Annotated in this window: 6 protein-coding genes and 4 pseudogenes; all 10 read right to left on the bottom strand. The window is 59.9% G+C overall.

From position 1 onward, the window contains the following. Positions 1-70 precede the first annotated feature (70 nt). A pseudogene (locus J5I97_RS06875) lies at positions 71-433 on the bottom strand (hypothetical protein); the annotation flags it as partial. A gap of 268 nt (positions 434-701) precedes the next feature. Continuing rightward, positions 702-1,070 carry a hypothetical protein gene (locus tag J5I97_RS06870; protein ID WP_208590444.1) on the bottom strand — a complete coding sequence of 123 codons (369 nt, stop codon included), beginning with the start codon at positions 1,068-1,070 and terminating at the stop codon, positions 702-704. Positions 1,071-1,132: 62 nt separating this feature from the next. Beyond that, positions 1,133-1,899 (bottom strand): annotated as a pseudogene (locus tag J5I97_RS06865) (hypothetical protein). After that, complete coding sequence (locus tag J5I97_RS06860) at positions 1,823-5,608, bottom strand: hypothetical protein (protein WP_208591591.1); 3,786 nt, start codon at positions 5,606-5,608, stop codon at positions 1,823-1,825. The pseudogene J5I97_RS06865 and the gene J5I97_RS06860 overlap by 77 nt, the downstream one beginning before the upstream one ends. 321 nt (positions 5,609-5,929) lie before the next feature. Then, positions 5,930-6,559 (bottom strand): imm11 family protein, encoded by a 630-nt coding sequence (locus tag J5I97_RS06855; RefSeq protein WP_208590441.1) that lies wholly within the window; start codon positions 6,557-6,559, stop codon positions 5,930-5,932. A 74-nt stretch (positions 6,560-6,633) separates the two neighbouring features. Beyond that, a pseudogene (locus J5I97_RS06850) lies at positions 6,634-8,211 on the bottom strand (AHH domain-containing protein); the annotation flags it as partial. Positions 8,212-8,243: 32 nt separating this feature from the next. Beyond that, entirely contained in the window at positions 8,244-8,882 is a 639-nt protein-coding gene (locus tag J5I97_RS06845) for a DUF1629 domain-containing protein (protein WP_208590437.1), read from the bottom strand. A 99-nt stretch (positions 8,883-8,981) separates the two neighbouring features. Further along, positions 8,982-10,685: pseudogene (locus tag J5I97_RS06840) on the bottom strand (hypothetical protein); the annotation flags it as partial. A gap of 266 nt (positions 10,686-10,951) precedes the next feature. Further along, complete coding sequence (locus J5I97_RS06835; protein WP_208591590.1) at positions 10,952-11,596, bottom strand: imm11 family protein; 645 nt, start codon at positions 11,594-11,596, stop codon at positions 10,952-10,954. Positions 11,597-11,723: 127 nt separating this feature from the next. Beyond that, on the bottom strand, positions 11,724-15,200 hold the full coding sequence (locus J5I97_RS19845; RefSeq protein WP_238135723.1) for a hypothetical protein: 3,477 nt from the start codon (positions 15,198-15,200) through the stop codon (positions 11,724-11,726). Positions 15,201-15,377: the final 177 nt, after the last annotated feature.

Raw genomic sequence — 15,377 nt, 5'->3', positions numbered from 1 at the left:
GTGCGGTTGAGCTATAGATAGCTGCGATATTCGTCTAGAATCGTTGCATGGCAATGAGGTCGTTGAGTATTCAGTCATCCCTGAAGAACCTCTTTGAAGCACCAATTGCCAGCGGTGATCGGTGCAGGGCGCTCAAGGATGGCCATCCCATCGCCCGGATCCAGGCGCGCAAAAACCCAATCCAGCGCATCAGCCAACGCAGTTAGTAGCCGGCGGCTTACAGTTGGTAGCCGGCGGCTTAGCCGAGTACATGCAGCGCATCGCCTTGAGCGGCTTTGCGCCTGCGACGACGCAGCCGGCAGTCTTCTTTCGGATATCCGATCACCGGTTCCACTACCTGACGTCGTTTGATCCAGCGCCATTACCGTCGCGTCAGCATCTTGGCCTTGCCACGATCGACCACCTGCACGCCACCGACCTCGCGCCCGCGATAGCATCGCAAGCAGACGGGACAAGAAGCGTCGCGGCAAGCGTAGCTTTTTACCAAGATTCAGGCAGAGCGCGATGAGGCGGGGAAAACAGCCGCCCTTGCTCGCGAGAACGCGGCCAAGTTGGCTGGCTAATTGGAGGCGATGCAGGCGCAGAATGCGGCAATGCTGGCGCGTCTTACGCCGCCGGCTGGGAACGTTCCGCCGGCCGGCGCCAGGGACGGGATCCAGAAAAAATGATGGCGTGATCGTCCTTCGCCGACGCTTTGCGTTTCAGCTTGCGGAGCGTCGGCTGAGGTGAACGTACAGATACAGCAAGCCGATCGGCGCAATGAAAATCGCGCAGCACCAGCAGATCATCATCGTCATCAATTTCACGAACAGCATGGGGATAGCGTCCACGAAGAAGACGTTCCCACCCATGATGTAGCAGACGATGCTCTCGTAGACGCAGCGGGCATACGGGTAGAGCAGCGTGTTCACGACAAGGAAGGCATAGGTGCTGAACGCCACCGGATGGGGCGTGGTGCCGTGACTCAGCGCGAACAGGATAAACGCCGGAAAGATCAAACCGAAGAGGAACTGGCGAACGTAGTATTGGGCAGACAGGCCGCCGAAGGTCTTCGCGATGACAGGATGCATTCCCTTTTTCCTTAGTTGTTGGAAACAATCGAATGTGTCGGGGTATTGCCCTGGCAGAATTTCTACGGTGGCGAGGGCCGACGCAATCCGATCACGCGATATTGGCCCTGATCGCCATAGCGCTTTCCCTTCTTCTCGACGTTGGCGCAGAGCCTGTCCTCACCGCAGGGAGCGAGGTCGGCGCGGCCGATACGATCCAGGTAGGCGATTTCCGACCGGCGCTGTGCGGCCTGTGCCAGAGTCGCCTTGCTGCTGTAAAGCGCATAGCCGGCAACACCCAAACCTATGACGCCCGCTGCCAGCATCGCAATCGATGCCATCCACATGCGTCGCGTGGCCGTTGTTTCCAGGGATTGCTGTGCCTGTGCATAGCGCTGAGTGGCTTGATGCAGTGTCTGGTCTGCAATTGCCAGCTTGCGATTGAATCGCTCAGCTGCCGGCCCCAGCGTCTGCGCCAACGCCTGATTGGTCAACTGCGTCAGTCGGGGGAGTGCGTTTTCCACTACCCGATTGATTCTCTGATCGGCGTTGGTGACCGCCTCCTGCAGCAGCTGAAGCTGTTGCTGGACGAGCTTGTGCAGGCTGCCTTCGCGCTGTTGCAGCGTTGCGCTCAGTATCGCGATGGCCTCGATTGTTTCTTGCAACGTTTGCCTGGACGCCCTCAACGCGACGTCGTTCTCCGCCAGCGCGGATGTGTATTGCTTTTCCACTTTGCACCTACCAAGAATTGAATGAGCCCCACGCTATTTCGATCAACCACCGCCACCTCCTCCCCCTCCCCCTCCCCCTCCACCACCGCCGCTTCCGCCACCGCCACCGCCACCGCCATCTCCCCCGCCGCCGCCTCCACCGCCTCCGCCTTGCGGGCCATTTTGCATCATCGGCCCGTTGGCGAACTCCGGCAGTGTCATCACCATCACCGGGCCTCGACTGGTGTGGATCTCTGCCGGCGTATCCAATCCCAACAGTTGGCGAGCGGCTAACTCGTCCTTTGCTTCCTGCATGGCTTTGGCTTCCAAGTGTTCGCGGCCTCGTTGTATGAGGGCGCTAGCGGCCGCGCTCTCGGCGATCCGTTGCAACGCTTCATCGATCGCCAGATCGTTCTTGGATTGGATGGCATACAGCAGATCGTTCACATCCGGGTTGTTGCTGATATCCCTGCGTTTGGGTTGCCGGGCATCGTCTAGCGCATCTGAGCCTTGAGCCGTTGTAGGCGGGGCAGTGCGTTCCATGGCGTGCTGGGACGTAAACGCTGCATCGCCATCCGGCGCAGGCGCGTAGACGTTGTGCCTGTGGTTGATGTCGATATCCGTCAAAGGGAAAGGGAAGTTGTCCTCATGCTCCCGTTGCGCGTGCGTGAGCTGTGACAGACGCTGCTCTTCTTGAAACTCTTGCTCGAGTTTTATCCGTAGCGTACGCATGGTGTGCAGCGTTTCTTGCCACGAGGCGAGGCTGCCAGGCTCGGCGGCGGCATGCGTGCTCTGCGCTCCCGCCGAGGAGCCGACAGGCGGCTGACTTGCATCTTCCATCCCTGTGGGCATATCGGTAGAGCGCGCAGCGCTGGCCGCTCCCAAGGGTTGCCCAGTCGTTTGCGTGAGGTGCGTAGACGATGGCCAAGCTGCAGGGGCACTTGGCAGGTCCATCGCAGGCGTCTTTGGCGTCTGCGTGTGCTGATCGTTGCTGCGCGCTGCGGCGAATGACCCAGCGAGCGGCGGCTCGGATCTCGCAATCGGCGCCTGGGCTATCTGCGGGTGTGCCGGCGCTTGTTGCTGTTGCGTCGATGTACCTGCACTAGATGCATCTGATGCGTCGTGGCGCACAGCCGCGGCGTGCGCTGTGGGCAGCTGCTGTGGGCTCGCATCGTGTTGCGGGTACTGCGGGGCTAGCGGCGGTGCATGTGCGATGGCAACGTCCTGCGCTGACTGCTGCTCACGCCAGTGAACCTCTTGCGCCTGGTGGTGATCCTGCTGGCGCTGCTGGGATTGGCGTATCGCGTGCTCGTGCTGCTGAGTCTGCTGCGCTTGGTGCTGCTCCCGGTCGCGCTGTTGGATTTCCTGGGCTTGACGTGTCTGCTGATCGCGCTGCTGCGACTCCTGCGCCTGATGCTGCTCCCGGTCGCGCTGTTGGATTTCCTGGGCTTGACGTGTCTGCTGTTCGCGCTGCTGCGACTCCTGCGCCTGATGCTGCTCTTGGTCGCGCTGTTGGGCTTCATGGGCCTGGCGTGTGTCCTGCTCGCGCTGTTGAGACTCCTGCGCTTGACGCTGTTCTTGTTCGCGTTGCTGTGCGTCCTGCGCTTCGCGCTGCTGCTCGCGCTGCTGGGTTTGTTGCGCTTGACGTTCCTCTTGCTCGCGCTGCTGCATCGCTTGGCGTTGCTGCTCAAGCGTGACGTGTATGTGCAGCGCCTGCGCGGCACGTGCTTGTTCTTCGTGTGCCAACTGCACTTGCACCATGTGCTCGCGCATCTGTGATGCCTGCTGCGCCTGGCGTGCTTGCTGCTCACGTTCCTGCTGCACCTGCGCGGCGCTGTCCACCTGCATCCGTGTCTGCATGTCCAGAACGCGTTGCGGGCTGGAAGATGACGATGATGACGATGAGGCAGGGCTCGAGGTGTCGGTGTCGGCCGAGTCGTTCGATGCGAGCGCCGTCGTCATGAGGTGGCGAGTTGGCGGTTCGAGCGAGGGCGGTAGCGTCTGCTGGCGCCCTCGCACTTCCTGCAGCGCCTGGCCGATCTCCTCGGCACTGGTCACGGCAACGATGCGATCCACCCCATCCGCGCCGCGCTGAAGATGCGCGACGGGGCTATCAGCGCCAAACACGCCACTGGGGCCGCGCTGCACTTGCAGCGCGCCATGACCGGACAGCCCGTGCGCTTGGCGCGTGCGTTGCGTCGCCAACTCGATCGCCTCGCGCCAATCCGGCTGCAACTCCGTGCCGACGATGCGATAGCGGTACAGCGTTTGCTCGCGCTGCAGATCCTGCGGCGACATCGGCGACTGCTGGATGGTGGCAATCGTTTCGGCATGCGCGGCAAGCGCCGGCTGCAGCATCGCGCGCATGGTCTCCAGTTCCAGCGCCCGATTGCCATCGGCGGCGACGCCGTTGCTGGTCCATTGACCATCAATGTTGCGGTAGTAGCGCTGGCCGTTCGATGCCGTCAACGCATCCGGATCCGCCAGCGCCTGCTGCACCGCTGGCGATATCGGCAATCCATCGGCCGCCCAACCGCTACGGTGATAGGCCAGTTCGTAGCGCGCGGCGATGGCGCCGGGGCTGTTGGCGATGTTGCGGGCGATGACGGCGTGCGCCTGCGCCTCCAGTTCCGCCGCGCGTGGCGGCAATGCGATTTCCTGCACATAAGTGCCGCGTTCGTTGGCCCCAGTGACTTCGGTCTTGACCAGGCGATGCCAGTGGCCGTCCGATGCATCGCGCCGCCAGTCGGCACTACTCAGGCTGGGCCGATCGGTGGCATTGGCTGGCTGGCGGTAGGGATCAGCAGGCGCGGGCGCATCCTTCAATGCCAACGCGGCGGCTGCATTCGTGGCTTGGTAATTGAGTTCGCGGGCCTTGTCGTAACTGGCAATGATCGGCGTGGCGGTGGGGTTATCCACCCCGTCGCGCGTGGTGTCTGCCATACCGTCGCGCGCCCAGGCGCGGCCATCGAACGACCACTGTGTGCCATCGCGATCGGTCTGTTGATAGATCTGGCGGTTGTCGAGTAACTCGGCCGCCTTCTCGCCGGCCTTGCTCATGAAATACGCATCGGCCGCGATCAATACCATCGGCCCGGCACCGGAGCTTCCCAACGCGTAGGCAGCGGTGGTGCCGCCCGCCCAGCCACCGACGTTGCGACCGGCGAAATGCGCTAGCTCCGACTGCGCGGCGAGCGGGTTGTCCTGGCCGAGGAACTGCGTGGCACGTTGACCGGTGATGACGGTGTCGGCAGCAGTGGCGAACAGGCCGGCGCTGCGTAGCGCCTGGTTTACTGAAAGGTCGCCGGCTAGCAGCTCGGCAGTGGCGAAGCCGCGTTGCGATAGCGGCGTGTATGAGTGAGCTTCGCCGCCTGCAAGGTGATGAGTACTTCGAGAAGCACTGCCGATGGTCGATGGAGTGTCATCCAGCACCTGCTTGACCAACGCAGCACTGGCCTCGGACAACCTGATGCGACCGGCATCCTCGGCGTGCGCCACAGCCAGACGAAACTCTGCTCTTCCGACGACTTCTCTGGTAGCAGGTTCACCTGGCGCAGCCACCAGATTGGATGAGGTGTTCTGGGCGGCGCCGATCACTGCAGTGATCCGGTGCTCAGAGTGCGTGATTGCGGCCCATTCGGACTCGACTGCGCCCATGGAGCGCAAGGCCTTCAACTGCTCAGCATGGGTAACTCGGTAGTGCTCGATGTCGGAAAACGTCTTGCGGTTCTGCGCGTTTGCCTCCTCCTTGGTTAATCGATCTGGAGTGGTGGCGTAGACATCGCCGTTGATGAGGGCGACTTTGAGGGTGTCTTGTAGTTCGTTGATCTGCTCGGCGACGCGCTTCAGTGCGACGGGGTCGTTGGTCAGTGCGGCTCGACCGTCAGGACCATCAAGGATTTCATCTAGGGTGAGGGTGATTCCATCCGTATAAGAAGTTCGCGTGCGTCCCCGGTGTGGCGAGGTTTCAAGTTCGTCCGCCAGACTGCCCTCTACCGGGAGATATAAACGATTGGTCGATATGTCCTGGTCAATAAAGCCATGTTCGACAAGCTTCTTGAGCAAGGGATTTCGACGGAAAATGCTCTGTTCAATGACGTGATGACTATGAAGGATGACATTACTAGCCGGCATATGCCTCGACTCAAGGTTATCTAAAGATAGACGAAATCAGCAGCCGGCAGCGTCTATGAGCCGAACGCCGCGCGTTCTTGGTGACTTGCCAAATCCATGCTCGATCAAAGTATCGCGCAACATCCGGTCGCAAAACGCATCCGATGTATAGGGAGTACGGAAGACGTGGGCAGAACCGATCATATCCCTCTTGAATGCCAGATCGGCGCCGCCAGCAATTCTGTAATATTTGCCATTTGGATGCCCTGTCAGCACCTTGACGGTGGATGCTGCCTCATCGATCGCATCTAGTATTCTCACCACCTCGCACAGGTAGTGCGGTAATGCTTCAGAGCCATTTTCCAACAGGAACGCACAACGCAGGAAGGCAAATCCGTCAGGATCCACAGATTGAAACACCTGTTTCAACGGCTCTGACACCAGCCAGTAGCCCTTGAAACCACTATCGAGGTCGTTCGGCATATCGCCTATACGGCTGTCATAGCGCAGACGCGGCGTTTCCTGTAACGCAGCAAGTCCACCGCTTTCCGATGGACTGCTCAGATAGGTTGGTAACGGCACGGCCTTTTCATTGTCGAACTCCACACCATGCCCACGCCCCCCCCCTCGCATGTCAGGTTGAAGGATATAAATCTCGCCCTTTCGCGGCGCGTTTTGACTGGTCATTTAAGCTTCCATTGATTCATTTTTTCACTCTTTCACTATGCACCAGCGATAGCGTGACGTTCAAGATTTCCAAGCTGCACTGCTGGCGACATCGGCAATCCATCGGCGGCCCAGCCGCTGCGGTGATAGGCCAGTTCGTAGCGCGCGGCGATGGCGCCGGGGCTATTGACGATGTTGCATGCAATGACCGACTCGGCTTGTGCATCCAGTTCTGCCGCGCGTGGCGGCAATGCGATTTCCTGCACATAAGTGCCGCGTTCGTTGGCGCCGGTAACGTCGGTCTTGACCAAGCGATGCCACTGGCCGTCGGCCGCATCGCGCGTCCAGTCGGCTGCGCTCAAGCTGGGGCGGTCGGTGGCATTGGCCGGCTGGCGATAGGGATCCTCCGGCGTTGGAGCATGCTTTAACGCCATCGCTGCTGCGGCATCGGTGGCGTGGTAATTGAGTTCGCGGGCCTTGTCGTAACTGGCAATGATCGGTGTGGCGGTGGGGTTATCCACCCCGTCGCGCGTGGTGTCTGCCATGCCCTCGCGCGCCCAGGCGCGGCCATCGAACGACCACTGTGTGCCATCGCGATCGGTCTGTTGATAGATCTGACGGTTGTCGAGCAACTCGGCCGCCTTCTCGCCGGCCTCGCTCATGAAATAAGCATCGGCCGCGATCAATACCATCGGCCCGGCACCGGCGCTTCCCAACGCGTAGGCAGCGGTGGTGCCACCCGCCCAGCCACCGACATTGCGACCGGCGAAATGCGCCAGCTCCGACTGCGCGGCGAGCGGGTTGTCCTGGCCGAGGAACTGCGTGGCACGTTGACCGGTGATGACGGTGTCGGCAGCAGTGGCGAACAGGCCGGCGCTGCGTAGCACTTGGTTTGCTGAAAGGTCGCCGGCTAGCAGCTCGGCAGTGGCGAAGCCGCGTTGGCTTGGCGAAATGCGTAATGGTCGCGCTGCTTCTTCGCCGAGAACGTTTTCGACCTGCAGAATGCTTTGGTCGGAAAGCGTCAGGCGGCCATTTGCATGGGCTTGTGCGATGGCTCGGGAAAGTGAATTTCTTCCAATCGCCGGATCGCCGCCCCGCGTGAGGTTGTTGCCGGATTGCATCACGTATTGAAGCGTCGAAAGAACACGCACTTCGGAATGTGCAATCGATGTCCATCGCAATTCTGTTTGAGGCAAGCTTTTGAAGCCATCTATCTGTTGTGTGTGAGCTTTGCCGTAGTTCTGCGAATTCGCTAAGAACGCCTGCACGCGTGGCCTAATGTCGTCAGCAACCATACCGAGCGGCGCATTAGTATGAAGGTCACCATTGATCAAACCTACCCTCATGGTGTCGCGCAAATTTTCTACACGCGCCGCTACACGAGCCAATGCTTCAGAGTCGCCAGCCAGGGCTGTTCGCCCATCGGCAGTAAGCTCTATGTCCCTCAGTTCGGCAAGCACGCCAAGCTGATAATCACGGATTGGACCGCCGCTATGTGCAGTGATTCCCAATGAAGAGGCCAGTCGTGGATCATTAGGCAAAAAGATGCGATTAGCTGGCGCATCCATATCAAACAGTCCTGCTCTATCCAAAGCAGCAAGCAACCTGCTGTTCTTAAGCGTTTTTTGCTCAATGCTATGGTGATCTTGAAATATTGGGCCATTACGTAACATGCAATTTTCTCCTTGCTTGCGACTGTTTCGGCCTAGTAATCGGCAGCATCTTCAAACCAAAGTCCGTCTGATTTCCTACCTGCGCCAATTCCAGCTGCAAGCACCGCCTCTCGAAGAGTTCGATCGCAAATAACATAATTCCCCGAATACGGCGTTAGGAATACGTGATAGTTGCCGACAAGCTCTTTGCGAAAAGCAAGACTAATTCCACCAGAAAATCTGTATAGCTTTCCTCCGGGATAATCGTCGCTTATCTTTATATTTAATTTCGATGCACTCTCATCCAGTGCATCGATGGTCCGCACCACATCGCAAAGGAAATAGCGCGGCCCTTGGGAGCCGTCTTCCAATTTGTAATCGCATTCGACAAACTCGAAGCCTTCTGGATCGACATCCTGAAAAACGTTCTTAAGCCGCTCAGACACCAGCCAATAACCACTCATCCCTCCTTCTAGATCTTCAGGGGGCGGCCCACGCTTGGGGTCATAGGAGAGACGGGGGGGCTCACTCAAAGGTGGAAATCCACCCTCCTCAGGCCAGAGAATGAGTCTTGGAGGAGTCAGCAGTTGGTCGATATTCTCGAACACGACCCCGTGCCCCGGTCCTCCTCGCCGCATGTCCGGTTCAAGAATGTAAAATTCGCCTTTTTTCGGTTTGTTTCCAGTTGTCATCCCTAATTTCTCCGGGCATGCAAAGTAGATAAGATTAGCAAAAGTAAGATATCGGAAGTGCGCGATCAGATTTTCCCGATCAAGCTACAGCTACAATAGCGCCAGAGCCAACAAGTCATTCTGTTTCGCGCGTCCGCTGCCGATCGCCTCGCGCCAATCCGGCTGCAACTCCGTGCCGACGATGCGATAGCGGTACAGCGTTTGCTCGCGCTGCAGATCCTGCGGCGACATCGGCGACTGCTGGATGGTGGCAAGCGTTTCTGCATGCGCGGCAAGCGCCGGCTGCAGCATCGCGCGCGTGGTCTCCAGTTCCAGCGCCCGATTGCCATCGGCGGCGACACCGTTGCTGGTCCACCGGCCCTCGATGTCGCGGTCATACCGCTGGCCGTTCGAGGCGGTGAATGCATCCGGATCCGGCAACGCCTGCTGCACCGCTGGCGATATCGGCAATCCATCGGCCGCCCAACCGCTACGGTGATAGGCCAGCTCATAGCGTGCAGCAATCGCGCCGGGACTGTTGGAGATGTTGCGGGCGATGACGGCGTGCGCCTGCGCCTCCAGTTCTGCCGCGCGTGGCGGCAAGGCGGTTTCCTGCACGTAGCTGCCACGCTCGTTGGCCCCAGTGACTTCGGTCTTGACCAAGCGATGCCACTGGCCGTCCGATGCATCGCGCCGCCAGTCGGCACTACTCAGACTGGGCCGATCGGTGGCATTGGCTGGCTGGCGGTAGGGATCAGCAGGCGCGGGCGCATCCTTCAATGCCAACGCGGCGGCTGCATTCGTGGCTTGGTAGTTGAGTTCGCGGGCCTTGTCGTAACTGGCGACGATCGGCGTTGAAGTGGGATTGTTCAACCCGTCGCGCGTGGTGTCTGCCATACCGTCGCGCGCCCAGGCGCGGCCATCGAACGACCACTGTGTGCTATCGCGATCGGTCTGTTGATAGATCTGGCGGTTGTCGAGCAACTCGGCCGCCTTCTCGCCGGCCTCGCTCATGAAATACGCATCGGCGGCAATCAATACCATCGGCCCGGCACCGGCGCTTCCCAACGCATAGGCAGCGGTGGTGCCACCCGCCCAGCCACCGACATTGCGACCGGCGAAATGCGCCAGCTCCGACTGCGCGGCGAGCGGGTTGTCCTGGCCGAGGAACTGCGTGGCGCGTTGACCGGTGATGACGGTGTCGGCAGCAGTGGCGAACAGGCCGGCGCTGCGTAGCGCCTGGTTTACTGAAAGGTCGCCGGCTAGCAGCTCGGCAGTGGCGAAGCCGCGTTGCGATAGCGGCTTGTACGGGGGAGCTTCGCCGCCTGCAAGGTGATGAGTACTTCGAGAAGCACTGCCGATGGTCGGTGGAGTGTCATCCAACACCTGCTTGACCAACGCAGCACTGGCCTCGGACAACCTGATGCGACCGGCATCCTCGGCGTGCGCCACAGCCAGACGAAACTCTGCTCTTCCGACGACTTCTCTGGTAGCAGGTTCACCTGGCGCAGCCACCAGATTGGATGAGGTGTTCTGGGCGGCGCCGATCACTGCAGTGATCCGGTGCTCAGAGTGCGTGATTGCGGCCCATTCGGACTCGACTGCGTCCATGGAGCGCAAGGCCTTCAACTGCTCAGCATGGGTAACTCGGTATTGCTCGATGTCGGAAAACGTCTTGCGGTTCTGCGCGTTTGCCTCCTCCTTGGTTAATCGATCTGGAGTGGTGGCGTAGACATCGCCGTTGATGAGGGCGACTTTGAGGGTGTCTTGTAGTTCGGCTACTTGAACAGAGATTCTTTTAAGAGCGACCTCGTCTCCATTCAATGCGAAAATACCATCCGAAGATAGCTGTATCTCGATCAGAACATCCCTAATACCTTGCGTATAGGAACTCCGAGTTCTTCCTCTATGTGGCGATATTTCAAGCTCTTCTGCAAGATTTCCGTCAACTGGCAAGTAGAGGCGATTTGATGAAGCGTGTTGGTCGATTAGCCCGTTTTCGGCAAGTTCTTTAAGCAAGATATCGCTATCGAAAAAACTTTTCTCGATAACGTGATGGCTCTGCAGAGCAGTCCTGGTTTCTGGCATGGTCAGTAGTCCGCAGCATCAATTAACCAGACTCCGCGCGAATTTCGCGATTTTCCAAAGCCATTATCGACTAACGCATCTCTAAATACTCGATCACAGAAAGAGTCCGCCGTATAAGGTGTGCGAAAGATATGCGACGAACCCACCAATTCTTTCCTAAAGGCAAGTTTAGCCCCGCCTGCAAGGCTGTAAAACTTTCCTTTTGGATAACCTTCGGTGAGTATCTTTACTTGTGAAGCCTGCTCATCGATTGCATCTATTTCTCTTGTGACTTCGCAGAGGTAATGTGGTGGAGCTTGGGATCCGCCATGCAGAATGAAATCGCATTTCGCGAAAGAAAATGCCACAGAATCAATCGACTCGAATATTTTTTTGAGAGCTTCTGAAACTAGCCAATACCCTCGAAAGCTAGAATCTAAATCGTTTGGCATAGAAGCAGCACGAACTTGGCGCAGGCGGGGCACTTCTTTTAAATCCTTCAATCCGGCAGCAGCTTTATCAAGGCTCATATATTCGGGAAGCGGGATAGCCATCTTGTTTTCAAGGATTATCCCATGTCCCGGACCGTTACCGCGCATATCTGGGGTGAGAACATAGAACTCGCCCTTGCGAGGCGTGTTTTCTGCAAATTTTTCAACTTCGTTCATATCCATGGGTTCGATTTTCTCATCCATCCGGCCACTCATGGGCGCACTGTCAGGTAGGAAGCTACTGCTGCGCGGAGCCGCATTCAAGCCAGCCTCGCGGCGGTCCAACGGCATCTGGGCATCGCCCTCATGTTGCCAGCCTTCTTCGGTGGGCACAGTAGAAAAGTCCGAAGCCTAGGGCGCTAGCGGCCGCGCTCTCGGCGATCCGTTGCAACGCTTCATCGATCGCCAGATCGTTCTTGGATTGGATGGCATACAGCAGATCGTTCACATCCGGGTTGTTGCTGATATCCCTGCGCTTGGGTTGCCGGGCATCGTCTAGCGCATCTGAGCCTTGAGCCGTTGTAGGCGGGGCAGTGCGTTCCATCGCGTGCTGGGACCTAAACGCTGCATCGCCATCCGGCGCAGGCGCGTAGACGTTGTGCCTGTGGTTGATGTCGATATCCGTCAAAGGGAAAGGGAAGTTGTCCTCATGCTCCCGTTGCGCGTGCGTGAGCTGTGACAGACGCTGCTCTTCTTGAAACTCTTGCTCGAGTTTTATCCGTAGCGTACGCATGGTGTGCAGCGTTTCTTGCCACGAGGCGAGGCTGCCAGGCTCGGCGGCGGCATGCGTGCTCTGCGCTCCCGCCGAGGAGCCGACAGGCGGCTGACTTGCATCTTCCATACCTGTGGGCACATCGGTAGAGCGCGCAGCGCTGGCCGCTCCCAAGGGTTGACCAGTCGTTTGCGTGAGGTGCGTAGACGACGGCGAAGCTGCAGGGGCACTTGGCACGTCCATCACAGGCGTCTTTGGCGTCTGCGTGTGCTGATCGTTGCTGCGCGCTGCGGCGAATGACCCAGCGAGCGGCGGCTCGGATCTCGCAATCGGCGCCTGGGCTATCTGCGGGTGTGCCGGCGCTTGTTGCTGTTGCGTCGATGTACCTGCACCAGATGCATCTGAGGCGTCGTGGCGCACGGCCACGGCATGCGCTGTGGGCAGCTGCTGTGGGCTGTGTGCCAGCGCATCGTGTTGCGGGTACTGCGGGGCTAGCGGCGATGCATGTGCGACCGCAAGGTCCTGCGCTGACTGCTGCTCACGCCAGTGAACCTCTTGCGCCTGGTGGTGGTCCTGCTGGCGCTGCTGGGATTGGCGTATCGCGTGCTCATGCTGCTGAGTCTGCTGCGCTTGGTGCTGCTCTTGCTCGTACTGTTGGTCTTCCTGGGCTTGGCGTGTCTGCTGTTCGCGCTGCTGCGACTCCTGCGCCTGATGCTGCTCTTGGTCGCGCTGTTGGGCTTCATGGGCTTGGCGTGTGTCCTGCTCGCGCTGTTGAGACTCCTGCGCCTGACGCTGTTCTTGTTCGCGTTGCTGTGCGTCGTGCGCTTCGCGCTGCTGCTCGCGCTGCTGGGTTTGTTGTGCTTGACGTTCCTCTTGCTCGCGCTGCTGCATCGCTTGGCGTTGCTGCTCAAGCGTGACGTGTATGTGCAGCGCCTGCGCGGCACGTGCTTGTTCTTCGTGTGCCAACTGCACTTGCACCATGTGCTCGCGCATCTGTGATGCCTGCTGCGCCTGGCGTGCTTGCTGCTCACGTTCCTGCTGCACCTGCGCGGCGCTGTCCACCTGCATCCGTGTCTGCATGTCCAGAACGCGTTGCGGGCTGGAAGATGACGATGATGACGATGAGGCAGGGCTCGAGGTGTCGGTGTCGGCCGAGTCGTTCGATGCGAGCGCCGTCGTCATGAGGTGGCGAGTTGGCGGTTCGAGCGAGGGCGGTAGCGTCTGCTGGCGCCCTCGCACTTCCTGCAGCGCCTGGCCGATCTCCTCGGCACTGGTCACGGCAACGATGCGATCCACCCCATCCGCGCCGCGCTGAAGATGCGCGACGGGGCTATCAGCGCCAAACACGCCACTGGGGCCGCGCTGCACTTGCAGCGCGCCATGACCGGACAGCCCGTGCGCTTGGCGCGTGCGTTGCGTCGCCAACTCGATCGCCTCGCGCCAATCCGGCTGCAACTCCGTGCCGACGATGCGATAGCGGTACAGCGTCTGCTCGCGCTGCAGATCCTGCGGCGACATCGGCGACTGCTGGATGGTGGCAATCGTTTCGGCATGCGCGGCAAGCGCCGGCTGCAGCATCGCGCGCATGGTCTCCAGTTCCAGCGCCCGATTGCCATCGGCGGCGACGCCGTTGCTGGTCCATTGACCATCAATGTTGCGGTAGTAGCGCTGGCCGTTCGAGGCGGTGAATGCATCCGGATCTGGCAACGCCTGCTGCACCGCTGGCGATATCGGCAATCCATCGGCCGCCCAGCCGCTGCGGTGATAGGCCAGCTCATAGCGTGCAGCAATCGCGCCGGGGCTGTTGACAATGTTGCGTGCAATGACCGCCTCGGCTTGTGCATCCAGTTCTGCCGCGCGTGGCGGCAATGCGATTTCCTGCACATAAGTGCCGCGTTCGTTGGCCCCAGTGACTTCGGTCTTGACCAGGCGATGCCAGTGGCCGTCGGCCGCATCGCGCTTCCAGTCGGCCGTGCTCAGGCTAGGGCGGTCGGTCGCATTGGCCCGCTGGCGATAGGGGTCTTCTGGCTTCGGGGCATGCTTTAACGCCAGCGCTGCCGCGGCATTGGTGGCGTGGTAATTGAGTTCGCGCGCCTTGTCGTAACTGGCAATAATCGGCGTGGCGGTGGGGTTATCCACCCCGTCGCGCGTGGTGTCTGCCATACCGTCGCGCGCCCAGGCGCGGCCATCGAACGACCACTGTGTGCCATCGCGATCGGTCTGTTGATAGATCTGGCGGTTGTCGAGCAACTCGGCCGCCTTCTCGCCGGCCTCGCTCATGAAATACGCATCTGCCGCGATCAATACCATCGGCCCGGCACCGGCGCTTCCCAACGCGTAGGCAGCGGTGGTGCCGCCCGCCCAGCCACCGACGTTGCGACCGGCGAAGTGCGCCAGCTCCGACTGCGCGGCGAGCGGGTTGTCCTGGCCGAGGAACTGCGTGGCGCGTTGACCGGTGATGACGGTGTCGGCAGCAGTGGCGAACAGGCCGGCGCTGCGTAGCGCCTGGTTTACTGAAAGGTCGCCGGCTAGCAGCTCGGCAGTGGCGAAGCCGCGTTGCGATAGCGGCGTGTATGAGTGAGCTTCGCCGCCTGCAAGGTGGTGAGTACTTCGAGAAGCACTGCCGATGGTCGATGGAGTGTCATCCAGCACCTGCTTGACCAACGCAGCACTGGCCTCGGACAACCTGATGCGACCGGCATCCTCGGCGTGCGCCACAGCCAGACGAAACTCTGCTCTTCCGACGACTTCTCTGGTAGCAGGTTCACCTGGCGCAGCCACCAGATTGGATGAGGTGTTCTGGGCGGCGCCGATCACTGCAGTGATCCGGTGCTCAGAGTGCGTGATTGCGGCCCATTCGGACTCGACTGCGCCCATCGAGCGCAAGGCCTTCAACTGCTCAGCATGGGTAACTCGGTAGTGCTCGATGTCGGAAAACGTCTTGCGGTTCTGCGCGTTTGCCTCCTCCTTGGTTAATCGATCTGGAGTGGTGGCGTAGACATCGCCGTTGATGAGGGCGACTTTGAGGGTGTCTTGTAGTTCGTTGATGTGCTCGGCGACGCGCTTCAGTGCGACGGGGTCGTTTTTCAAGGCGTCGCGACCGTCAGGGGAATTACGAATATCGTCCAGTACGCGGCTGATTCCATCTGTATAGGAACCTCGCGTACGTCCCCGATGTGGCGAGGTTTCAAGTTCGTCCGCCAGACTTCCCTCTACCGGGAGATATAAACGATTGGTCGATATGTC

Source organism: Xanthomonas fragariae (genome assembly GCF_017603965.1).
Lineage (GTDB): Bacteria > Pseudomonadota > Gammaproteobacteria > Xanthomonadales > Xanthomonadaceae > Xanthomonas > Xanthomonas fragariae_A.
Note: the sequence above shows the minus strand (reverse complement) of the source record. Positions and strands in the feature narration are given on the sequence as shown.

Excerpts from the sequence above, each read along its gene's own strand:
- J5I97_RS06870 (WP_208590444.1), bottom strand. The coding sequence starts at position 1,070 with ATGCATCCTGTCATCGCGAAGACCTTCGGCGGCCTGTCTGCCCAATAC.
- J5I97_RS06855 (WP_208590441.1), bottom strand. The coding sequence starts at position 6,559 with ATGACCAGTCAAAACGCGCCGCGAAAGGGCGAGATTTATATCCTTCAA.
- J5I97_RS06845 (WP_208590437.1), bottom strand. The coding sequence starts at position 8,882 with ATGACAACTGGAAACAAACCGAAAAAAGGCGAATTTTACATTCTTGAA.
- J5I97_RS06835 (WP_208591590.1), bottom strand. The coding sequence starts at position 11,596 with ATGAACGAAGTTGAAAAATTTGCAGAAAACACGCCTCGCAAGGGCGAG.